The 21,459-nt window shown below is 57.6% G+C and carries 18 protein-coding genes and 1 CRISPR repeat array; of the genes, 5 read left to right on the top strand and 13 right to left on the bottom strand.

The window, feature by feature from the left end; genetic code table 11:
- The first annotated feature begins 43 nt into the window (after positions 1-43).
- Positions 44-2,461, top strand: a complete 2,418-nt coding sequence (locus tag QP982_RS07710) for an ATP-dependent RNA helicase (protein ID WP_284870374.1) — start codon at positions 44-46, stop codon at positions 2,459-2,461.
- A 12-nt stretch (positions 2,462-2,473) separates the two neighbouring features.
- On the opposite strand, the gene QP982_RS07705 is transcribed toward QP982_RS07710, so the two are convergent.
- Positions 2,474-3,673, bottom strand: a complete 1,200-nt coding sequence (locus QP982_RS07705) for a glycosyltransferase 87 family protein (RefSeq protein ID WP_070547007.1) — start codon at positions 3,671-3,673, stop codon at positions 2,474-2,476.
- Positions 3,674-3,724: 51 nt separating this feature from the next.
- Between QP982_RS07705 and QP982_RS07700 the strand changes: the two genes are divergently transcribed.
- Together QP982_RS07700 and QP982_RS07695 are read left to right on the top strand one after the other, a co-directional pair.
- Positions 3,725-4,447 carry a YggS family pyridoxal phosphate-dependent enzyme gene (locus QP982_RS07700; protein WP_126107788.1) on the top strand — a complete coding sequence of 241 codons (723 nt, stop codon included), beginning with the start codon at positions 3,725-3,727 and terminating at the stop codon, positions 4,445-4,447.
- A gap of 30 nt (positions 4,448-4,477) precedes the next feature.
- Entirely contained in the window at positions 4,478-4,864 is a 387-nt protein-coding gene (locus QP982_RS07695) for a Rieske (2Fe-2S) protein (RefSeq protein ID WP_016421777.1), read from the top strand.
- On the opposite strand, the gene QP982_RS07690 is transcribed toward QP982_RS07695, so the two are convergent.
- On the bottom strand, positions 4,855-6,093 hold the full coding sequence (locus QP982_RS07690) for a Fic family protein (RefSeq protein ID WP_253688958.1): 1,239 nt from the start codon (positions 6,091-6,093) through the stop codon (positions 4,855-4,857). The genes QP982_RS07695 and QP982_RS07690 overlap by 10 nt on opposite strands.
- Before the next feature lie 184 nt (positions 6,094-6,277).
- Positions 6,278-7,486 (bottom strand): MFS transporter, encoded by a 1,209-nt coding sequence (locus QP982_RS07685; protein WP_284870373.1) that lies wholly within the window; start codon positions 7,484-7,486, stop codon positions 6,278-6,280.
- A 106-nt stretch (positions 7,487-7,592) separates the two neighbouring features.
- Between QP982_RS07685 and QP982_RS07680 the strand changes: the two genes are divergently transcribed.
- Together QP982_RS07680 and QP982_RS07675 are read left to right on the top strand one after the other, a co-directional pair.
- Positions 7,593-8,810: a saccharopine dehydrogenase family protein gene (locus QP982_RS07680; RefSeq protein ID WP_049193394.1), complete on the top strand. Its 1,218-nt coding sequence runs from the start codon at positions 7,593-7,595 to the stop codon at positions 8,808-8,810.
- Positions 8,807-9,658, top strand: coding sequence for an SDR family NAD(P)-dependent oxidoreductase (locus QP982_RS07675; protein WP_070429086.1), 852 nt, complete (start codon positions 8,807-8,809; stop codon positions 9,656-9,658). The genes QP982_RS07680 and QP982_RS07675 overlap by 4 nt, the downstream gene beginning before the upstream one ends.
- A gap of 1 nt (position 9,659) precedes the next feature.
- Here the strand turns inward: QP982_RS07675 and QP982_RS07670 are convergent, their stop codons facing one another.
- From QP982_RS07670 to cas3, 10 genes are all read right to left on the bottom strand, one after another.
- Positions 9,660-9,995, bottom strand: coding sequence for a YciI family protein (locus QP982_RS07670; protein WP_049189837.1), 336 nt, complete (start codon positions 9,993-9,995; stop codon positions 9,660-9,662).
- Between the two features lie 107 nt (positions 9,996-10,102).
- Positions 10,103-10,507, bottom strand: a complete 405-nt coding sequence (locus QP982_RS07665; RefSeq protein WP_284870372.1) for a hypothetical protein — start codon at positions 10,505-10,507, stop codon at positions 10,103-10,105.
- A gap of 54 nt (positions 10,508-10,561) precedes the next feature.
- Positions 10,562-12,420: direct repeats of the CRISPR family, unit length 28 nt; unit sequence GGAACATCCCCGCTCGCGCGGGGAAAAC.
- 44 nt (positions 12,421-12,464) lie between these two features.
- Positions 12,465-12,830 (bottom strand): type I-E CRISPR-associated endoribonuclease Cas2e, encoded by a 366-nt coding sequence (cas2e, locus tag QP982_RS07660; RefSeq protein WP_083327106.1) that lies wholly within the window; start codon positions 12,828-12,830, stop codon positions 12,465-12,467.
- Entirely contained in the window at positions 12,824-13,783 is a 960-nt protein-coding gene (gene cas1e / locus QP982_RS07655; protein ID WP_070854003.1) for a type I-E CRISPR-associated endonuclease Cas1e, read from the bottom strand. The genes cas2e and cas1e overlap by 7 nt, the downstream gene beginning before the upstream one ends.
- A gap of 2 nt (positions 13,784-13,785) precedes the next feature.
- On the bottom strand, positions 13,786-14,487 hold the full coding sequence (cas6e, locus tag QP982_RS07650) for a type I-E CRISPR-associated protein Cas6/Cse3/CasE (RefSeq protein WP_070854002.1): 702 nt from the start codon (positions 14,485-14,487) through the stop codon (positions 13,786-13,788).
- Between the two features lie 3 nt (positions 14,488-14,490).
- A complete protein-coding gene (gene cas5e / locus QP982_RS07645) occupies positions 14,491-15,192 on the bottom strand; it encodes a type I-E CRISPR-associated protein Cas5/CasD (protein WP_070854001.1) in 702 nt (233 codons plus the stop codon).
- Positions 15,192-16,313 carry a type I-E CRISPR-associated protein Cas7/Cse4/CasC gene (cas7e, locus tag QP982_RS07640; RefSeq protein WP_070854000.1) on the bottom strand — a complete coding sequence of 374 codons (1,122 nt, stop codon included), beginning with the start codon at positions 16,311-16,313 and terminating at the stop codon, positions 15,192-15,194. Before cas7e ends, cas5e begins: the two co-directional genes overlap by 1 nt.
- A 20-nt stretch (positions 16,314-16,333) precedes the next feature.
- Positions 16,334-16,957 carry a type I-E CRISPR-associated protein Cse2/CasB gene (gene casB / locus QP982_RS07635; protein ID WP_070853999.1) on the bottom strand — a complete coding sequence of 208 codons (624 nt, stop codon included), beginning with the start codon at positions 16,955-16,957 and terminating at the stop codon, positions 16,334-16,336.
- Between the two features lie 2 nt (positions 16,958-16,959).
- Complete coding sequence (gene casA / locus QP982_RS07630; protein ID WP_070853998.1) at positions 16,960-18,594, bottom strand: type I-E CRISPR-associated protein Cse1/CasA; 1,635 nt, start codon at positions 18,592-18,594, stop codon at positions 16,960-16,962.
- Positions 18,591-21,392: a CRISPR-associated helicase Cas3' gene (gene cas3, locus QP982_RS07625; protein WP_168168140.1), complete on the bottom strand. Its 2,802-nt coding sequence runs from the start codon at positions 21,390-21,392 to the stop codon at positions 18,591-18,593. The genes casA and cas3 overlap by 4 nt, the downstream gene beginning before the upstream one ends.
- Between the last annotated feature and the right edge of the window lie 67 nt (positions 21,393-21,459).

Genomic DNA, 21,459 nt, shown 5'->3' with positions numbered 1-21,459 from the left:
ATGCAGGCACTTTACCCGCCTTTCCGGAGTTACTACCAGTTCTATGAGCACCGATTTCCAGTTCAATTTGCAGAACATTTCTGCAGGCCTGCCGTTCGCGTCGCAGCTCGCCTCGCTTGCCGACGCCGTGCGCGACCACGACGTAGTAGTCCAGGCCCCACCGGGTACCGGCAAGACCACTTTGGTTCCACCGGCAGTGGCCAACACCCTGGGCGGCCGCATTGTGGTCACGACTCCCCGGCGCGTGGCGGTGCGCTCGGCAGCGCGGCGGTTGGCACAGCTGTCGGGCACGAAGCTCGGTGGGGAAGTTGGTTACTCGGTGCGTGGCGACACAAAAGTTTCCCGCGCCACCCGCGTGGAGTTTGTCACTCCCGGTGTGCTGCTGCGTCGACTGCTGCGCGACGGCGACGTGGATGCCAGCGCGGTGCTCATCGACGAGGTGCACGAGCGCGGCTTGGATACCGATTTAGTGCTGGCGATGGTGCGCGACTTGCGGGATATCCGCGATGACCTGCGCCTTGTCGCTATGTCGGCAACGGTGGACGCGCCGAAGTTCGCGACCCTGCTCGGTGGCTCTGCCCCGGCTCCCATCGTGGCTGCGGAGGCGGCAATCCACCCGCTGGACATCCGCTACGCGCCCTTTCCGCAACGGCTGGATGCACGCGGTGTGACCGACGACTTCCTGCAGCACGTTGCCGCCCAGGCCAGCACACTCACGGAAGAAGCCGCCGGTGATGTGCTGGTTTTCCTCCCCGGCATCCGCGAGGTGGAACGCTGCGCGGGTTATATCGCGGATTCCTCGGAGGTGGCGGTGCTGACGCTGCACGGCCAGCAGAGCTCCGAGGAGCAGGACCGCGTGTTCCGTCGGCAAGCGGATGGTAGACGCGTAATTGTGTCCACCGCGATTGCGGAATCATCCGTGACTGTGCCGGGCGTGCGCGCCGTTGTCGACGCCTGCCTCGCGCGCGGACCGCGACTCGACATTGCGCGTGGCTTCTCCGGCCTGGTCACCAGCTCGTGTGCGCAGTCCTCCGCGAACCAGCGCGCTGGCCGAGCGGGACGTGAGGGCCCGGGCATCGTGGTGCGCTGCGTCTCCCAGTCGGAATTCGCGTCCTTTCCCGCCTGGCCCGCGCCGGAAATCGAGGTCGCCGACCTGACCCAAGCGCTCCTCGACGCCGCCGCGTGGGGCACGCCGGGGATGCAGGGACTGAAGCTTCTCGACGCCCCACCACCCCACCACGCCGAGGCTGCAAACCGCATTCTCGCTGGCCTGGGCGCTGTTGATGAGGCCGGTGACATCACGGAACTCGGCCGCACCCTGGCTACCCTGCCGGTGCATCCGCGCATGGGACGCGCGCTGCTGACCGCCACGGCCATGATGCCGCAGCACGCCGACGCGGTCGCACGCGCGGTGGAGAAACTCACCGATGCCCGCGGCTTGGCCAAGCAGGTGCGCCGCATTGAGCTGGATACTGAAGCCCCCGCCAATCTGCTGCCCTCGGACATCCCCGCGCTGGTCACGGCCCTGGCGTGGCCGGATTTCATCGGGCGACGGCGCAGTGCGAGTTCCGACGAGTACCTTTTCACCGGCGGCACCGCAGCGGAACTCGCCCGCGGTTCTGACCTGCGCGGCCACGAGTGGATTGCGGCCGCCGACATCTCGCGGCTCTCACACGGCCGCGCGCTCATCCGCGACGGCGAGGCAATTGACCTGGAAATCGCCATGCTCGCCGCCGGCCACCTCGCCCACACGGAAACCACGGCGCGCGTCGAACAGGGCCGCGTTCGCGCCCGCGAGCGCGACCTGCTCGGCGCCATCGAGCTGTCCTCCCGCCAGGTCTCCCCGACGCCCGAGCAGTGCATTGCCGCCAACTCCGCCTGGCTTGCCAAAGCGCTTGCCGACGCCTCCCCCAGCCTCGACCGCGACACCGAACAACTCCGCCGCCGCATGGCCTTTCTCCACACTCATCGCGGTGCCCCATGGCCGGATGTCTCCCCCGCAGGGCTCGCGGCCCAGGCCGAGCTCCTCTTTGCTGGCGAGCTGGACCGCCCGACCCCACCCAAGCTAGATGCCGAGCACCTCCGCCGCCTGCTGCCCTGGCCGGAGGCTTCGGACTTCGACCGGCTGGTGCCCGAACGCCTAGAGGTCCCCTCCGGTTCGAAGATTCGCCTGGAGTACCCGGAGGACCCCACGAACCCTGAGGCAAAGATTGTGCTCGCCGTGAAGTTGCAGGAGTGCTTCGGCCTGGCGGAGACCCCGCAGGTATTGGAAAAGCCGGTGACAATGCATTTGCTGTCACCGGCTCAGCGACCACTCGCGGTCACTCAGGACTTGGAAAGTTTCTGGAATGGCGCCTACGCACAGGTTCGCTCCGAGATGCGGGGCCGTTACCCCAAGCACCCGTGGCCGGAGAACCCGTGGGAGGAGCAGGCTACTGCGAGGACGAAGCGTCGTCGTTAAGCAAGCCCGTCGTTAAGCAGCTGCCTGTGCCCGCACGCGACTGGGCTTGCGCCAGAGGTAGATTGCGTAGCCCAGGCAGGTGAAGAAGAGCACGCCCCCCATGATTCCCTGCATGTTGCCGTAGAACCACTGCCCCACATTGGCAGCGTGGCCGAAGTCATTGCCCACGAACACCTTGTACGGTGCCCACCAGTGGGCGATCATGAACAGGACACCGACAATAATGTGCCCAATCTCGCGGACGAAGAGCACCAGCGGCACGAAGACCATGACGATCGACCAGTGGTGGCTGACCGCGTATGGCCCGGCGAAGCTGACCGCCAGCGCAACGAAACCAAGGGCTGCGACATCATAGCCGTTGCGGTGGTAGATCCACGCCACGAAAGCAGCAGCGATGGCACCGATGAGGAAGAAACCGTAGATGCCAATATCGAGCGCGGTACCCTCCACCCCGGCGCGGGCGAGCAGACCACTGAACGCCTGGTTGGCCTCATAGGTCGGGGCGCCACCGCGGTTGCCGGCGAAGAACTCATCGGTCCAGAAGTAGATGGACTCCTTAAAGCGCACGGCGAAACCAATGGCGACGGTTACCAGGAACCAGCAGAAGCTCTTGGCCACGGCCGCAAAGTCACGGCGCATGAGGAACACCAGCGCATATGCCGCGGGGGTGATCTTAATTCCCGCCGCGATACCCACGCCCAGTCCACGCAGTTTCTTGGGCAAAAAGCCCAGCACATCGGAGACCACCAGCAGCGCGAGGAAGACGTTGATCTGCCCGAAGAGCACGTTGGCGCGCAGCGGGTCGAGCAGCATCACAACACCGAGCACGCAGGTAGCCATCAGCTTCGGACGCTCAGAGCCGAGACGAGTGAAGACCATCCACAGCATCGCCCACACCACCGCCAGCGTGGCGAACGTCCAGATGATCTGCAGGGTCACCGGCCCCGCCCAGGTCAGCGGGTAAAACAGCAGCGCCGCAAACGGTGGGTAGATGAAGCGGAAACCCGATCTGGTGGGAAACTCTGGTGAGTAGAGATCCTGGTCTCGTCGTAGTGCCCAGCCGGCGTCTTGGAAGACCTCGAGGTCCATCATGTAGGCAGTTGCCGCAAGATAGATGAGGTCGATGACAACGACCAGCGACACCAGCCCAAATACAATTGCCAAGATCCGTCTCTGCATGACGGAAAGCGTCGAGAGTCTGTCCATGAGCATGATTCGACACTACCGCACAGTTCTTCCTACTCAGGCCTTAGAGTGGGAGGTATGTTCGTGGAAAACTATCGCAAGGTTCGCTCCGAGATCGACGACGCTTGCCGACGAGCTGGGCGCCAGCCCTCCGAGGTCCGCCTGCTGCCCGTCAGCAAGACTGTGCCTGTCGACGCCCTGGTGGAATCCTGGCCGGAGCTCGCGGCAGCCGGCTGCGCTGGCCTGGCGGAAAACCGCGTCCAGGAAGCGGTGGCCAAGGCGGAGGTATTCCGGGAGGCCTTCGGCGAGAAAGCACCACATATGGCCATCATCGGTCCACTGCAGACGAATAAGGCCGGCCACTTGGTCAGCTGTGCTGATGAGTTTCAGGCGCTGGACCGACCGAAGGTGGCCGGAGCGCTGCAGCGCCGCTTGGCTGATGCCGATCGCACGCTCGATGTGTTGATTCAGGTCAATGTCTCCCGCGAGCCGCAGAAGTCGGGCCTGGCGCCGAGCCACGCAGCGGAGTTTGTCCGCATGTTCGGCCCCGATGGCGAGTACCCGAACCTGCGCCTGCGCGGGTTTATGACCATCGCGGCCCAGAATGACCCGAATGTCCGCAAGGCATTCGCGGAGCTGCGCCAGCTGCGCGACAGTCTGCTCGGGGATTTGCCGGAGGGTGTCAGCCTCGACGAACTGTCAATGGGGATGTCCGGCGACTACCGCGAAGCCATCGCCGAGGGAGCGACCACCGTGCGTGTGGGACGCGCTATCTTCGGTGAACGCTCGTATAAGAAATAAAGGTAATCAAATGAAGGTAATCTCAGTGCCATGAGTTCTGATGTCTCCCCGTGCTCCCGTCGTCGTTTCCTCCTGGGAACTGCCGCCACTGCAGCTGGCGCACTCGTAGCCGCTTGTGCACCAAAGTCTGCGGTGGAGAAGGTTGACGCTGCCGACATTCCGGTTGGCGGCGGTGTGGTTATCGGCAATTACGTCGTCACGCAGCCGGAGGAGGGCAAGTTCGCCGCTTTCTCCAGTTCGTGCCCGCACCAGAATGGTCGCATCACTGAGGTCAGCAATGGTGTGATGATTTGCCCGAACCACAACTCCCACTTTGATATTGCTACTGGTCAGGTTGTTTCTGGCCCCTCGCGTAAGCCCGCTGGCCAGGCTCCGCTGTCAGCCGATGGCACTGAGCTGATTGTGGGTCAGAAGTAGGTTCTGGAAGCAGATTCATGGTCGGCGGGTTCAAGGCCTAAGAGATCTACTCCCGCCGGTGCCAGCTGGAATCGCAGCGGGCGGCGGCTCGTGGGCATTGCCAATCCTGCCGCCTCTAACTCGGCGAGATACTTTCGCGCTGTCCGCTTTTCCTTGCCGACGGTGTCAGCGACGTGTTCGAGCTTGATTCCATATTCGGGCCCGAACAACCGAACCTGTGCCAGGACGTATAGCGTGCCAATCTCGTTTCCTGTAAGCGACACAGGCAGCACCCGCTCGGGCGAGTTAGATAGCTCAGCTATCCGCTGTTCAAGCCTTTCGCACTGGTAAGACTTCATCTGCAGCTCTTCCAGCAAATACTGCTGTGCATTCAGAATGACATCAGCCATCGCCTCGACGAAGAAAGTGACTTCTCCCCGGTTCATTGGGTCTTCCGTAGTGGTAAAAGCCTTGTAATACTTCGCTTTATCCTCAGCGAGTTGGCGGGAAATAGTCAGCGCTGTGGCGGTCGAGAGTGCCTCCCGCAAAGCCACGGACAGTAGAAAACGTCCCATCCGGCCGTTGCCGTCATAAAACGGGTGAACGAATTCGAACATGAAATGGCTTGCCAAGATTCGAATCAGCCGATTGTCCTCTGCGGAATTCACCGTTGCCAGGAACTCATTGAGGAGTTGGTGAATGGCAGCTTCGCTTTCAACACCTCGATGAACCTGTTGTTGCCCATCGGTAATCGTGACCGTTGCTGCCCTGAAGAGTTCACCGTCTAACTCATCTTCGGCGGCAATTTCATCGCCGAGAAGTTTATCGTACTGCTGACGGATTTCTGTGAGCGTTGTCGGAAACTCAATCCGCTCATCGTTGGCCAACCGGAAATAGAGCTGACTGAATTCATGGAAGCGCTTGTACTGGGTTCCCGAAGTGTTGTCCAACGCCTCCGCGACTTCTCGCCGTGTGGAGTGGATCCCCTCAATTTCATTGGTGGCTACCACCTCGGCCAGGAGCAGATTGAAAAGATAGTGAGTCCGCGCTGCACCCGGCAGGCGATTCCACAACTGTGAGATCTGTAGCTCTAGAGACAGAATCTTTTCAATCTTGGCCGCGAGATCGCTTGTAATGCAGCAAAAGAGCGGCCACTGCCCCAGCGGAAAGTGCCACTGAATCGTCGACGGGGAGTCTTTGCGTGACTGGTATTCGCCTTCCACTGTCTGTTCCGCATCATGTGCGGACATGTGGAAGATCCTCTTAAGCGGATAGTGCTTCACGGCGAGCTCTCTTCTTTCCCCGGTGTTCTTTACATGATGCTTTTTACATATAGTGCCCTAAAAACTAACCCTTAATGTAAAAAATCACTGTTTTTTACATTAAGGGTTCTTTACGCGGTGCCTAAATGCGCCTTGCTGCCGGTTTCGCCACCTATCGCCGCGGCTTCAGCCCCGCCACAGCACACGCGCCCGCGACGAAGGACAGCGCCACCAGCCACGGAATCAGCCCTGCCCACTCAAAGCGGCTGAACACCATGCCGGAGACCCAACCGACAATGGACGAACCCGCGTAGTAGCTGAACAGGTACATCGATGATGCCTCGGCGCGGTCGCGCTGAGCCACCAGCCCCACGCCGGACGAGGACAGTGAGTGCGCCACGAAGAACGAGGCCGTGAAAACTAGCACGCCCACAATTAGCGCGGGCAGCCACGGCAGCAGCGCCAGCCCCAGGCCCACGCACGCGGCCAGAGTCGCAATGGCGATGAGGCGACGGCGGCTCACCGTCTTCGCCCACACACCCGCGCGTGCCGACGACCACGTGCCCGACAGGTAGAGAATAAATACGAACCCTGCCAGTGCCGGGGAGAGTCCGAACTTATCGCCCAGTCGGAAGCCCAGGTAGTTGTACAGGGAGACAAATGACCCCATAAACAGGAACGCCAGGGCGCACAGCGCCAGGATGCGCGGGTCGCGCAAGTGTCGCGCAATGGCCTGCCCCTCCCCTGCAAACGACAGTTTCTTCGGCTTAAACCTGCGCTGTTGCGGCAGGAAGTACCAGGTCAGAATGGCGAAGATGAACGCCACCGTCGCCGAGACCGCAATCGCCACCCGCCAGGAGGCGAACTCCAGCACAATGGACGGAATGATACGGCCGAGCAGGCCACCGACCGTCGTGCCCGAGATATACAGCCCCATCACGCGACTGACGTGGTCGGCGTGGACTTCCTCACTGACATACGCCATAGCCACTGCGGGCACACCGGCAATGACAATGCCCTGCAACAGGCGCAGCGCAATCATCGAACCGATGCCCGGCGCGATTGACACCACGAGCCCCAGTAGCGTTGCCACAAATGCGCTGATGACGATGACGCGCCTGCGTCCAAAGCGCTCCGACAAGATGGACACCGGGATAATCGCACAGGCCAAGCCACCGGTGGTGGCGGATACCGTCAGCGCCGCGGTGGCGGGGTCGACCGATAGCTCGTCGGAAAGCGTGGGCAGTAGCGCCTGCGTTGCATAGAGCGCTTGGAACGATGCCAGGCCAGCGAAAAGCACAGCAATAAGCGCGCGACGGAATCCGGGATCTTCTGGCCGCAGTCCTTCGATCTGTTCGGGGTTTTCGTTAGCGCTAGTCACTTGTCCTACGTTAGCCCTCCCTCCAAACCCCTCGCTGAATACACGGATTCAGAAAACCTTTTTAATTCGCCCGCGGTATCGCTTTCGTTTTATTAGTTTCGTAGGCATGACTACTTCTTCCGCACAGCCACAGAGTCGCAATCACGACCGCGAGTACGACATCGTCGTCTACGGTGCCACGGGTTTCGTGGGCCGCTTGATTGTGGACTATCTGGCTAAACACGCCGGTCAGACGAAGGTGGCGCTCGCAGGCAGGAACGCTCAGAAGCTTGCCGACGTCGCGGAGAACGCAGGCGTATCGGACTGGCCGGTCATTGTTGCGGATGCTGCCGACCAGCCGGCGGTGGCTGAGCTTGCGGCCAGTACAAAGGTGGTGCTGACCGTTGTGGGGCCGTATGCGAAGTACGGTCGCACCCTGGTGGCCGAGTGCGCCAAGGCCGGTACTCACTACGTCGACCTGTGTGGCGAGGTGCTGTTCGTCCACGACTCCATCGCGAATAACCACGAGGTGGCACAGCAGACCGGAGCGAAGATTGTTCACTCCTGCGGCTTCGACTCGATTCCTTCCGACGTCGCTGTCCGCGAGCTCCACGAGGCGGCCCACACCAAGCTCGGTGAAACAACCCTGCTGTTCAAGCACGTCAAGGGCGGTGTCTCCGGCGGCACTATCGATTCGGTCCGCGTCCAGCTTGCACAGGCCAAGAAGGACCCCAAGCTGCGTCGCATCATCGCCGATCAGTACGCCCTGGCTGAGCCGGGTCCCGACCAGGGTAAGTTCGGCGTCGACCTGCGCCCGGCGCGCTTCCGCCGCCACTGGCGAGCGCCCTTCTTCATGTCGCCGTTCAACACCCGAATTGTTCAGCGCTCGGCGATGCTGGCGGATTACGGTGATTCCTTCCGCTACCGCGAGCTACTCAATGTCGGCCGTGGCCCGAGGGCTTTCGTCCGCGCAAATATTTTTGCGGCTGTCTGCAGGTTGGCGCTGGCGGCGATGGCGTTCGGGCCGACGGCCAAGCTCATTGATAAGAAGCTGCCGAAGCCGGGTGAGGGCCCGAGCGCTGAAGAACAGGCCGAGGGTCGCTTCACCATCGAGGCCTACACTGTCGATACCTCCGGCATTCACTGGCGTTCCAAGGTGTCTCTCGAGGAAGACCCGGGGTACGCAGGCACCGCGATTATGATTTCCAGCGCCGCCCTCGCACTCGTCCACGACGATCTGCCGGACGCTACCGGCGTGCTCACTCCTACTGTCGCGCTTGGCGACGCCCTGTCCCGCCGTCTCCGCGCGGGCGGCATGACCATTGAGGCGGTGCAGGCTCGATGACTGATGGCCTGACCGGTGCTTTTGCGAATCTCACCCGCGGACCGAAACTGCCGAGTGTAGGTGGCGGCCGTGCGTTAGTGACCGGCGCTTCCTCCGGCATCGGTTGGGCATGCGCGGAGGCACTGGTCAAGGACGGTTTCGAGGTCGTTGGCACGTCCCGCAGGGGCGCCGAGGCGCCGCACCCCGAGGGCGTGCAGATGGTGGCACTCGACATGTCCAGCGCCGACGACATCGCTGCTGTGGTCGCCCACGGGCCTTACGACGTCGTCGTCGCCAACGCCGGTGAGAGCCAGTCGGGCGCTTTCGAGGAGCTACCCCGCGAGGCGCTTGAGCGTCTCTTCCAAGTCAATGTTCTGGGGCAGGTGGAGCTGTTACAGCAGCTGCTGCCTGGCATGCGCGAGGCCGGTCGTGGCCGAATTGTGCTGGTTGGCTCGATGCTCGGCGGGTTGCCGCTGTCCTACCGTTCTTCCTATGTGGCGACGAAGGCCGCTATCCGCGGCTTTGGGCTTTCGTTGCGCGGTGAAGTCGCGCAGTTCGGTATTGGGGTGACGGTTGTCGAACCGGGTGCCATCAACACGGGGATTTCTACACGTCGGACGACGTATGGCGATGAGGGCTCCGTTTACGCTGCTGATGTCCACCGCATGCTGACGAAGTTGAACGCCAATGAGGAAGATGGCATTCCCGCTTCGGAGATTGCTGAGGTGGTTATGCGCGAGGTATCTGCCGAGCGACCTTTGGCTCTGGTGGCGCGGGGGTCGTCGGCAAGCGTTGCAGTGCCCTTCATGCGACGAATCCCGACGCAAGCGGTGTTGACCATCATGCGCCGGGTGCACGGGCTGCGGTGAGTTAATCGGCGACGGCGCGCATTTCAACGGCCTGTGCACACGCCTCCGCGGCTTCGTGGGCTAGGTTGATGGCCTCTTGCTCGTCTGCGACTTGGACAATCCAAAAAGCTGACGGGAACGTCATCGCGTTGTAGTACGGCAGATCGCTATGTGAACCATCCGGCAGCACCGTCATGGCATCCTCCGGCGGTACCAGCCCGCCGGACATAACCCAGTGGCCTTCGTCCTGGAGCTTCTGATTGAAGCGTCCAATCCGTTCAAAGGCAGCGTGCATTTCCTCATCAGAGTCATACGCGTTGATATCTCTGCGGCCATGGACCGTGAAAAAGTACTGCACACCAAGCTCCTGGGTTTCGTTTTGCTAAGTGTAACAGATTGCGCGGGGCTGAAACCGGGAATTTGTGGGAATTTAGAGCTTTGGCTGAGCGTTTTTGTGGCCAGGGCCTAGTTTTCCTCTTTCGCAGCGGCGGCTCGCTGTGCCCTGATCTCCGCTACCTGCTGCTTGCGGGTATTGAAACCCATGCGCCACGGGGCGGCTAGACCTGACTCGGGGGCATGCGGGTTATCGCGCCAAGATTTGCCTTCGTTGTAGGCCTGCGCGCCCTCACGGTATGCGGCGGACTGCTGAGAAAAAGTTGGATACGGCTGTTCGTCAGCCTGCCTTGCCTGCGCGCCGACAGCTTTCATTCTTGCGCGCAGTTCCTTGATTTTGTTCTTCGCCCTTTCGTCATGCTGTTCCTGCTGCTCTGCGATCTCAGCGAGTGCCTGTTGCTCGGTGATGGGGTCGAACGAGTCTTCCTGACCGTCGTCTTTGTAGATACTGCCGCTGTGGTCCCTATACCTTGTCATGCGTTTACCCTCCTGAGTGTTTCTATGGGGACAGTATCCCCTCATAATCAAACTTGAACTACCCCACTCGCGCGGGGAAAACCAGAACGACCACACCCAGACCTTCGCGTTTTCGGGAACATCCCCGCTCGCGCGGGGAAAACACAGCAATGGCTGAACAGTCCACCCTTGAGGGCGGAACATCCCCGCTCGCGCGGGGAAAACGAGCCGTAGTCAGCCTCAGAAACCGGGTAGGTGTGGAACATCCCCGCTCGCGCGGGGAAAACGTCTCAAACGACATGCGCTTCCCCAACGCAGGAGGAACATCCCCGCTCGCGCGGGGAAAACGCTCACTGTCGGCGCTGCCTAAGCAGCCCTTGGGGAACATCCCCGCTCGCGCGGGGAAAACCCCATCGCAGGCCCGAGGTCAGCCCACTTCTGCGGAACATCCCCGCTCGCGCGGGGAAAACTCGGTGCGCGGGTCGCCCACGGTCATCGACCACGGAACATCCCCGCTCGCGCGGGGAAAACGGTACCACGACGGGTGCGACTGCCGCGCTGTTCGGAACATCCCCGCTCGCGCGGGGAAAACAGCGGATGCCGAATGGTGAGCCGTGGCCGCAGAGGAACATCCCCGCTCGCGCGGGGAAAACGTTTCGACGCTCCAATCCAACTAATTTCTCTTGGGAACATCCCCGCTCGCGCGGGGAAAACACAATGATGTTGCCAGCGCTGTCCTCGGTGACGGGAACATCCCCGCTCGCGCGGGGAAAACAACGCCGACGCGGTACCAGAGCAGTCACCCCAGGGAACATCCCCGCTCGCGCGGGGAAAACGTAGAAACCGAACCGGAAATCTTGCCGGAGGCCGGAACATCCCCGCTCGCGCGGGGAAAACTTAAGGAAACTGTTTCTCAGGTGTGGGAGGGCAGGAACATCCCCGCTCGCGCGGGGAAAACTACGAGGGTAACCTGCCGGACTTCCCGCACGAGGGAACATCCCCGCTCGCGCGGGGAAAACAAAATCATCACTAACCCCCGCGTCCTCTCCGCAGGAACATCCCCGCTCGCGCGGGGAAAACTTCTGCGCTGTCCCCATGGCCTGCATGAGCTGGGGAACATCCCCGCTCGCGCGGGGAAAACGCGGTGTTTTTGCATTCGACGGTGATTTTGTCGGGAACATCCCCGCTCGCGCGGGGAAAACCTGGTGGAGATGGTCGGCAACGCCTGGCAGACAGGAACATCCCCGCTCGCGCGGGGAAAACTGGAGACGTCTAAGGATCGTAAGGCTTCTGAGAGGAACATCCCCGCTCGCGCGGGGAAAACGGCTACTCCATGGCTATTTAGCAGTACTTAAAGGGAACATCCCCGCTCGCGCGGGGAAAACAGTCACTCGATGAAGGTGCTGTGCGGTTTTAACGGAACATCCCCGCTCGCGCGGGGAAAACGTCTGGCTCGACGGTGCCTAGGGACTCGATTTGGGAACATCCCCGCTCGCGCGGGGAAAACACTGTGTTGATCATCGACACGGTTGCCCATGACGGAACATCCCCGCTCGCGCGGGGAAAACAAACAGCATTTCCGGCCATTTTTCCGAACATACGGAACATCCCCGCTCGCGCGGGGAAAACATTTATCTACAAAACTGGTCGGGGCCCCTGGCGGGAACATCCCCGCTCGCGCGGGGAAAACGCTGACTACATCATGTACACGGACGCGGGAGTGGGAACATCCCCGCTCGCGCGGGGAAAACAATGCGGCGGGGTCGGCGTCGGCGGCGCAGGGGGGAACATCCCCGCTCGCGCGGGGAAAACTTTTGCGGCCTGGTGGGAATCTTCTTTGTTCCCGGAACATCCCCGCTCGCGCGGGGAAAACGACGTGGTGCAGACATTTGTTGCCGGGTCAACGGGAACATCCCCGCTCGCGCGGGGAAAACACTTAATAACCAGCAGATTTCAGTTCCCAGTGAAGAATTTTATATCACTCAGCTCGACGAGCACGTCGAGCACGACGCCGCTTGGCTGGATTTGACCACCCCGGTTGTAATCCGACATCACCTTTAGTCCTGTTTTTGAACGGACGCCGAATCAGGGACAGCCCCTCAACATCAACAACCTCCCAATCATGGCGATGCACCTTGTAGGCATACCCTTGTTCGGCATTCCGATCCGGATAAACCATAATTGCACGACCATTGCCAACCATTTCGATGACGAGTCCCCACAAGATGTCACGGAGACGAGAGTTAACTTTCCCAACAAATACACCTGGGGAGATTTCCTCAAGCCATCGAGTTAAATGGCCCCGCAACCCGGCAGGGCAGCTCGTCAAAACTATTGTCACCATGGCGGTTCTCCGGAGGAGTAATTTGTACCACCTCTAATCGCGCCACGGCTGTAATCCCACAACTCGATAACTTCGCCGAATTCCTCGTTTTCAAGAGGCTCTTTCATTAAGAGCTTTAGGTCCTTAACGCAGCGCGAAATAACTTTTTCTTCACGAATTCGATCACGCACATGTCGCCTAACCGTAGTGCTAAGTGTTTGAGTATCAACCTCGGTTCCAAGCTCAGAAACCACAGTAAAAGCAACTGGAATCGTTATGTCTGCCTTATACAAATCCGCAATGTCATAAACAAATGCTCGGTCGTGCCCCGTATGCACAAACCCCAAGCCAGGACTCATTCCCAAGGAAACCATCACGGCATGCACAACACCGTATAGGCAAGAATGTGCTGCTGAAAGGGCCTGATTGATTGGCGTGCCATCCGAAAAATCGTCAGGGCGGTATTCACGGCGCGACCACTCAACCCCAGTTATCTTTGACCATTCCCTATAAACCGAACGAACCCGAGCACCCTCTCGGCCCCGTAATTGCTGCATATTCAGGGATTCCACATCCTCGCCGGAAAAGCGCATCCCATACATTTCGCGCGCAACGGCTAGTCGGGTTTTTCGGTTGCTCACTAGCTTTGCCTGCTGTTCCAGAAGCCGGGTCGAACGACCTATCGGCCGACCATGCGCGTAATATCGCACACCGTTTTCTCCCACCCAGACGATTGTTGAACCGGCATCTGCAATAACCACCATCGCCTGATGCGTAACCCGTGTACCAGGGCCCAGCATAAGCACTCCCAGTGCAGCACTGGGTATATGCATGACGCCCTGGTCGTCAGTCGCAGTGAGAGAATTAGAATCTCGACCGATGGTGCAGTGCTCAAGATAGAGAAAAGAGATCCGGTCTTCAGCCCTCGACAATTCGATCGGTTTCGACGGACGCGCTCCTGGAAAATTGGCCATGACTAGTCACTTCTAGAAGTCATTGGAGCGACAGTCAACAATCCACACCCATATCCCTTTGCTTTGCCAATTCCGTTAGTCAAAACACGACGGAACTTCTCAGCATCAACTACCTCAATGGCTCCATCAAACTGTGCCCGGGCGATTGTGACCATTCGTCCCTGTCGGCGGAACTTCATCACTTCCCTACCCGTAACGGAAACAGCTAAGTCATCACTGGAGGCGTCGTGACTATCTGCATGTGAAAACTCCGCTGGCAGAAATCGCACACCCATAACTTCGGCGCGTTCTAACAACCAATTTCGCTGTTGAGCTGCAGTTACATGCGCAAGCCTTTTAGACTTACCCGTCTGGGCGTCGCGCACTGATTTCACAGGGTTCGCTACCAACCTAAAACGAAATCGCTTTCCGACGGAAATACTTCCCAAAACCGGTTCGTATTCACGTATCGCCCACGACTCTTGATTTTCCCAGCCTGCTTGCTGCTGCAGATGCTCAAATGATGGTTTTTCAGGACTCACCACGTATAGAGCGAGGGAATGGGCTTCGCGGTCAACTCGCCACAAAACGCGACCGTTCTCAGTGATGAGGTCACTATTTGGTGGAAAAGCTGACATCACCGCAGCATGCATAGCCTCTGGGCTGGCTAACAACTTACGAGTCCCCCGCCGTTGCGGATTGAGAAACACGCGTGAAAGGTACATCAACTAGTCACCTCCCAGTAGGGACATAGGATCGTGAGAGAACACAGGACGCTTTCCTTCTTTGTTTTCAATCTCTAGCCATCCATGAACCACTGGTCGCATCTCGTGTTTTCGTTCTCTCGGATCAAAGCTGACTGGAGTATCCGGAATTAGCTCATCGTAGGTCTCACCATCGCGCATATCTCGAACAATTGGCAGCGAAACTACGTCTGGCTGACGTTTCCGGTACCAAGTCGATGCTTGCCAAGGAGCCTCACGCAGAGCGTCTTCCAGTGGCTTTTCCTCAATTCCTAGAACCATTCTTCCTGTCGGTTGGAATGCACGGCGGCCTAAGTAGAGAGGGAACGCTGGACGCTGTACCGCGTCGGCAAGCCCTTCAAGAACACTGCGTGGACCTTCAATTGCAACAATGAAGATGGCATCAGTGAGGTAATCACGATACGTCAGGGGCTTGGATTTATTGTTGCGCCAATCAATTTCAGTCTGGAAATCTCGCTCGACCTTTCCAATCTGATCAGTACGAACACCAAAGCCCAGTGATGCCAAATCTTCAATCACATCAGTACGGCGTCGTCCGCTTGCAGCTGCAAGCAAACCAACTACCCCGCTTTTCGTTGGCTCTCGCCGCGTACCACGGTGATTGAATCGACTCGAGTCTCCCCATGCTTGCATAGGTCCAGCGAGCCTCAAGAGGAGAACCGACATTAGAGCTCGACCTTCTCCATGACGGCCTGCTCAACTAAGTTGACCAAACCAGCCATGTCGGTGCGATCGCCAAAGACATTCAGCTTTTCCATTGCAGCTTCAGTAGCTGCGCCACCAGTGGCAAGATACGCACCTCCGAGTGGATGAGAGTCGTACGCACCGTCCTGCTCAGCGGCATACTCTGCCAGCTTGATAGATGCGTTTTCTGTGCGGCCACGAGTAGCTTCCACCGGGTCTTCAAAAGCTTCTGACAGATTGACAGGCTGATCATCACGAACTTGGACCACAATCAAATCTGGTCGCGTTCGGTTAGCAAACGTGTTCTGCTTACCAGTTGGCATCGAAAGCGCAAATGCCTTGAGTAGCGCGCCAGCAGCTTCAGATGCTGCCTCCTTCGACCCCAAAGAATGAGCCAATTCACTAGCGTTGACCGTTGCGTAGCGGTACAACGTAGACGAGGTGAATTCCACCGTGCCAATCATGCCAGCACCAGCGTTGTCCTCCGCCGCGTTGTCATCAACCGCAGTGAAGTAGTCAAACTCCGTAACGGTCGGATGAACAGAAATAGCATGATTGAACTGGCACGTCGCATCAACATTTAGGTCTGGAGCATCGGCCAACATGCGACCGAAGAGGGCGATGTCGACTGAGTGCTCGTTATTTAGCGCTTCCTTCGCTTCCTTCGCAGGAATTTTGGCCGGATCGTCCTGGTACTGAATTGCCAGATTAGCTAGCGCTTTAATTTGCGCGCGGGAAACAAATAGCAGGTACTCAGTACGGATACGCGTGTCTTCTTCACCCTTCTTGGGCTTTGCCTGCTTCAACTTCGTCTTCTGCAGAACACTCAGCGCTAGATGCTCAGCGCTTTCTTCCAGCTCCGGAGCCTGCAAAATGATTTCCGCAGCAATCAATGACGGGCTGAAGCGAGTACGCTGTCCCAACTTATCAAGGTCAAGTAAGTTCTCGAATTCCTTACGTGCTGCGCGCTTCCATGCTTGGCTGGAAACTCGGGCCCGACGCACACCGCCGTAGTTGGCTGTCTTTGGACTACCCGTGTCATCTCGGTTCAGGTTTGATGGCGGGACAGTTTGGAGTGCGTGAATATCAATGTAGATGGTCATGATAAGCCTTTCTGCTGTTATTAGTTTTCTACTGCGCGGTCATGGTCATCGATTTCGGATTGCGGAACTCTGTTCATATCCCGGGTCCAACGAAGTCGTACACGGCGAGCTGAATCTGAGTAGTTCAACGCCACCAAGTCATTAGCCAAACGGCCGTAATCCATCGGAACGCTGTAACTCCTCAGCATCTGAATTAGTCCGCGTAAATGGTGCACTAACTCATCGGTTGTCTGTGCAGTAAGCGCTGCGTTAAACCGTCGCTCAATACCCTTTTTCTGGTTTTCACCTGCTACTTGATGAAGCTGGCAAATAGCCACTCCGAATCCTTCATTGGCCTTATGCATAGGCTCATTTCTCGATTGCTGATGGAGTGCAAAAAAGGCCAATGCAAGGTGTGCTGCAGTTTCGTAGACCCCCGGCTCATCTCGAGGGCCTTCAAGCTCCGCCGGGAACGAATTGAATACCTCTGACCACACCTGGGGCTGATCTGCCAGCGACGCGCTCAGGGAGCGGCGAAGCACCGCAAGGGAGGCACGAGCTTCCGAGCTTTCGTTGGCCAGACCACCTGCTAACCTTTGTGCCTTGCCGGCAACAAAGCTGTACAGCAGGGAGCTGCGCGACTGCGACTTATTCGTATCAGCCATTGTTAATTAACTTTCTCTCGAGGTTTTTGTTCTTCGGGTCGTGGCAGAACTTTTCCGAGCCCTCGCCGAAACCACAGCTCAGCGTGCCCCACGTTGTACTGACGCTCATCAACCTCACGACCTGGCCATGCGCTGTCGGGCACACTTGCTATCAACTCCGCAGCTCTGGCGAGAGCCAAACGTCGCAACTGTTCTGTCCAAGTTGCAAGGTGATCACTAAGGTCTGTTTCTGACGTAAGTCCGCTAACCCATTGACGGAATACTGGGTCTACATCCGAGTAGAAGGACCCCTCTGCGCTAAAGCCTGCGGCCCCGCGTTCGCCACCAGACGCAATGGCCAAATTATTGGCAAATTTTCGCAGTTCGGCTGCTGTATCTTGTGTTCGGTTTGCGGCCAACAATACGAATTGGATGGTCTGTTTATCAGCAGCCAAAAGCGCAGGGAACGCTAAATCATCTGTTAATAGACGGTTGTACGAAGCCATTTGGGGACCATATTCGTAACCAACCATCCGAAGACTCAGCCGGTAGTTCTGCGGCACGACTCCACCACGACGCCCCGTCCGAGTCTTCAAAGCTTCCATAACACCAGCAGGTTTTGAGACTCTTACCTCACTGCCCGTACGTCCCTTAGTCGTATCGACCTCTGCCGCGGGCAGCACAGCCGAAAGACCTCGCCAAAGGGCTCGGTCAGGGTTGATTGCCTTTGGCATGTAGATATCTTCTTTGGCTTTCTTCGACTGCGGCCCGCTATAGCGCCACGGAGACATCATTTCGACTGCATCTTGATGTAAGTAATCCACTGGATCGCCATTACAAACGAGTGCACCGGTGACCATGCCATTTTCCACGTGAAGACGAATACGCCGCTGCGGCCAAGTAAATAGCGTGAGCTGACCCTTCGGAGGCGGCGTGTCAGAGACTGCGGATGTCGGAACCGGGAGTTCCCAAATAGGGACACCAGCCCAGGCCACAGGCTTATGATCAACGATATTTAGCAGCAGTGTTTCAAGAAGACTGTGTCCTTCAAGTACGGTTCCGCCTAGCCATCCTGACCAACCGATACCAATGGGATAACCTTTCCCACCTTTGACGCGGGAATCACCAACTGCACCCGACTTAATTCCGGAAAAGTCAAAGGCGAGACAATGAACAAGCCAACGTGCTGCCTCCGCCAGTGGAAGGGGCGCTAGTGCTGAACGCCGGTAGAAGAGGTCACCTAATTCCGGTGAGTCCGGAATGATTGCCTCAAGGCTCTTCCACTCTCCACTTTTTGTAGCAAGCGTAGGAGTTTGCATGAAAGGGGCTTCCCGATCGAGCAAATCGAATCGGTGCGAATATTCATCTAAATAGCGGCTGATGCGCTCTAACGGCAGCTTTTTGTCCTCCCATGCTGCCGCCCATTGTTTGCGGTTTTCCTTGACATCTTCTCCAAAGTCGAATGCGCGATAAAGAACCGCAAGAGCCACGCGCAAAATCGCAAAGTCCTGCGCTGGCGATTCACCAGAGATCCGTTTTAACTCACCAGCCTGCGCAAAGATATCTCGAAGGCCTAATTCCCGACCATTGCCATCGTGCCCCGTGACCTTAATCCAGGGCTCGTCGAGCAGATTAAAACTTGGTTCAGTTCCGCTCACTGCGACTCCTTTTCTCGAACGGACCGCAATCCATACTTCATATCGTATGAAAAACTAACTCCGTTAACATGGCATTCCCCACTTTTGTTCAACGGCAATGGCAGAAGCCCTTTTAGCCAGGAGCTAAGTTGCCAAGAGGGGCTACCAAACCGCTCCAATTCAGCGATGAACTCGTCCACTCCCCCGACTTGCCAACAAGGCAGCGAAATGGTGCATTTAGCAACTTCGCGTGCTAATTCGTCGTCGACTCCATTGGCATTACTCAGTGACTCACCACCGCGGTTTTCCAGCCACGGCAATGAATAGAGTTCGCTGCCTCGCTGTTCTACAAGAACTACTTCAATTGTCTCTTCGATATCTCTCACCTGCGACTGCCCACGAAACTCTTCTGCAGATCCATGCTGGAACCACAGACTCATGTCTTTTTCGTTTGGCGATGGACCGAGTGAACGTTTCGCTTTTTCAGCAAGCTTCTCTCCCCTCGCTTGCTTCTCCTTCACCGCCTCATCCCAGTCTTTTCGCCAACTGACTGGACACTGCGCATCTGCGTCATACGTTTCACGAACTATTCCTGCGACATCATCTGGTGAAATAAACTGCTTACGCCCCATCAACGCTGAGGCCGTCCGCATCAGCAACGCAGTGCCATAAATCCGTTTACTACCGCTCACAAACTCTGGAGCATTGCTATCCCCAATCTCAGTGACCCCAAAGAGCACCAGTCGTGGCGTTTGAAGTCGCTCCGGACGGCTTTTACGACTATGCCGATGGAGACGACCCGCTCGCTGGATCAGCAGGTCCGAAGGCGCAAAATCGCTGAACATAATGTCAAAATCCAAGTCAAGGGACTGCTCAACAATTTGTGTTGACACCACCACTCCCCGCCGTGGACGCACACCAGACTTGCCATATTTGGCAACGAGCTCTTCTTCTTTAGCCCGTCGATCTGCCGCAGCGAAGCGTGAATGAAGCAAAAACACTTCGTCATCAGTGAAGCTACCAACAGCACAGATTTCGTCGTAAAGCGTTTGGGCACGCTGAACTGTATTGCATACGACTACGGCGCAACCACCATCACGAAGTTCTTCTGCCAGCATGTGCACAACAGATGAGTCATCACAGAATTCGAGCGATACCACCTGCCTGCGAGATGAAGCGTTTGGCTTACGGGCCGTGACACCATCCTCGTTCACAAAGGTCAGAAGCGGATAAGCCCGTTCGTCTTTGGCAACTTCCATCTCGCCAAGAATCTTGTTGGAAATTTGCGCATTTCCTAACTGTGCAATTCCCGACGCGTAAGCCTCCATCAAATGGAAACGAGTATCCGGCGGAAGCGTGGCTGATAGAGCAATGACTGGGACTCCATACGCGCCACACCACTCCAATGCGCGGTACAAATACTGCTGCATGTAAATGTCCGCAGCATGCACCTCATCAAGAATCAGTACCTTTCCGGCAAGCCCTAGGTGTCGCAACATCACGTGCTTTGACTGCAGTGCCGAGAAAAGGAATTGATCGATCGTGCCAACAGTAAAGTCTGCTAACGCTGCAGTTTTTCGAGATCGTAGCCACCAATGAGCCTCTACTGCAGGCTCTTTAGAATTGGCACCATATTCTTCGTCATAAATAGCCGAAAAACTCTGTGACGGAAACTTAAGACCTTGGAATTCATCATTAAACTGCGCGCGACTATGTGTGAGCATCGCAGAGGCCAACTGGTCTTCTGCAATCGCACGATCGAGCCACTTCAAAACACGAGAAAACATGGCATCTGATGTGGCGCAAGTAGGCAAGGCGACTTGCACACCACCACAGCCGAACTTGGCTGCAAGAACTTCCGCAGCCGCAAGTGCAGACTCTGTCTTACCCTCACCAGTCGGTGCTTCTAGCAGCAACAGGCCTGGTTTTTCCACTTCCTCAGCAAGCTTTACTGCGTCCAGCTGAACTGGGTATGGGGTGGCACCAGCAGGCAGGTCAAACCGAGCGCGAAATAAGTCATCCGCACTACTTTCCGGGCGAGGATCCCACGGATCCGGAAGATTCAATCTGTCAATCGCATCATCGCTTCTGCTTGTCGACGATGCATCAAACATCGACAGTGGAAATAAATCAGTGTTCGAAGCAAGCCAGTCAGCCATGACCACAATTCCCGTCAGAAGCATTTGCGCTTGCGCTGACAGCTCTTGCTCTCGGCGTTGTTCACAATCAGTCGCCGTTAAACCTGCCCTTGTGGCCACGGCGTCGAAGAATTCAGAACGAATGTGTTGCCACTTTTCATCTTCGAGTTCTTCGACGAAGTCTTCGGCAGAATGCAACAGATTCTCATCGGGAAACTTGCCGTGATGGCCACCAATTGGCGCAACATATGTGTCGGCAGCATCTTCATCGAATCTATGGTTTTCCACCAACCAAACCCATAATGCATATGCGCCGACAGCGCCGTGGGGCGCTCCACGTAACTCCTTGGAGGAAAGTGTTGTCGCAGCGCCTAGCCCATACGAGCGCACACGGTCATACAGTTCCGGAACTTTAACCGAAAAAGCATAAGACGCCTTACCAATATCGTGCCCACCAGCATAGAAAGCAACCCATGCACGGGCTCGTTCCTTCGAGCCGAACTCATCGGTAAGCACTTGCCTTAGTGATTCCGGCAACCACTCATCCCAGAGATAAAAAGCCACATCCTGGGCATCATTCAAATGTTGTGCGAGACTCAATGCCTCTTCACTTTGCCAATCCCACTTAGCCCACTGCAAGCGAGCTATTTCAGACAGTACATCTGCCAAGTTCGAGCCCATGTTCGACATATCGACCCTGTCCGGCCGAACCCTTATCCGGCCTCTGTTCTAATCTCCAAGATAGCCG

Origin of the sequence: Corynebacterium sp. MSK019 (genome assembly GCF_030232425.1) — a bacterium.
GTDB classification, from domain to species: Bacteria; Actinomycetota; Actinomycetes; order Mycobacteriales; family Mycobacteriaceae; genus Corynebacterium; species Corynebacterium jeikeium_D.
Note: the sequence above shows the minus strand (reverse complement) of the source record. Positions and strands in the feature narration are given on the sequence as shown.

Excerpts from the sequence above, each read along its gene's own strand:
- cas1e (WP_070854003.1), bottom strand. The coding sequence starts at position 13,783 with ATGGCCAATTTTCCAGGAGCGCGTCCGTCGAAACCGATCGAATTGTCG.
- QP982_RS07690 (WP_253688958.1), bottom strand. The coding sequence starts at position 6,093 with ATGTCCGCACATGATGCGGAACAGACAGTGGAAGGCGAATACCAGTCA.
- cas3 (WP_168168140.1), bottom strand. The coding sequence starts at position 21,392 with ATGGGCTCGAACTTGGCAGATGTACTGTCTGAAATAGCTCGCTTGCAG.
- cas7e (WP_070854000.1), bottom strand. The coding sequence starts at position 16,313 with ATGACCATCTACATTGATATTCACGCACTCCAAACTGTCCCGCCATCA.
- cas6e (WP_070854002.1), bottom strand. The coding sequence starts at position 14,487 with ATGTACCTTTCACGCGTGTTTCTCAATCCGCAACGGCGGGGGACTCGT.
- QP982_RS07675 (WP_070429086.1), top strand. The coding sequence starts at position 8,807 with ATGACTGATGGCCTGACCGGTGCTTTTGCGAATCTCACCCGCGGACCG.
- cas5e (WP_070854001.1), bottom strand. The coding sequence starts at position 15,192 with ATGTCGGTTCTCCTCTTGAGGCTCGCTGGACCTATGCAAGCATGGGGA.
- QP982_RS07695 (WP_016421777.1), top strand. The coding sequence starts at position 4,478 with ATGAGTTCTGATGTCTCCCCGTGCTCCCGTCGTCGTTTCCTCCTGGGA.
- QP982_RS07700 (WP_126107788.1), top strand. The coding sequence starts at position 3,725 with ATGTTCGTGGAAAACTATCGCAAGGTTCGCTCCGAGATCGACGACGCT.
- QP982_RS07665 (WP_284870372.1), bottom strand. The coding sequence starts at position 10,507 with ATGACAAGGTATAGGGACCACAGCGGCAGTATCTACAAAGACGACGGT.
- QP982_RS07680 (WP_049193394.1), top strand. The coding sequence starts at position 7,593 with ATGACTACTTCTTCCGCACAGCCACAGAGTCGCAATCACGACCGCGAG.
- QP982_RS07710 (WP_284870374.1), top strand. The coding sequence starts at position 44 with ATGAGCACCGATTTCCAGTTCAATTTGCAGAACATTTCTGCAGGCCTG.
- cas2e (WP_083327106.1), bottom strand. The coding sequence starts at position 12,830 with ATGGTGACAATAGTTTTGACGAGCTGCCCTGCCGGGTTGCGGGGCCAT.
- casB (WP_070853999.1), bottom strand. The coding sequence starts at position 16,957 with ATGGCTGATACGAATAAGTCGCAGTCGCGCAGCTCCCTGCTGTACAGC.
- QP982_RS07705 (WP_070547007.1), bottom strand. The coding sequence starts at position 3,673 with ATGCTCATGGACAGACTCTCGACGCTTTCCGTCATGCAGAGACGGATC.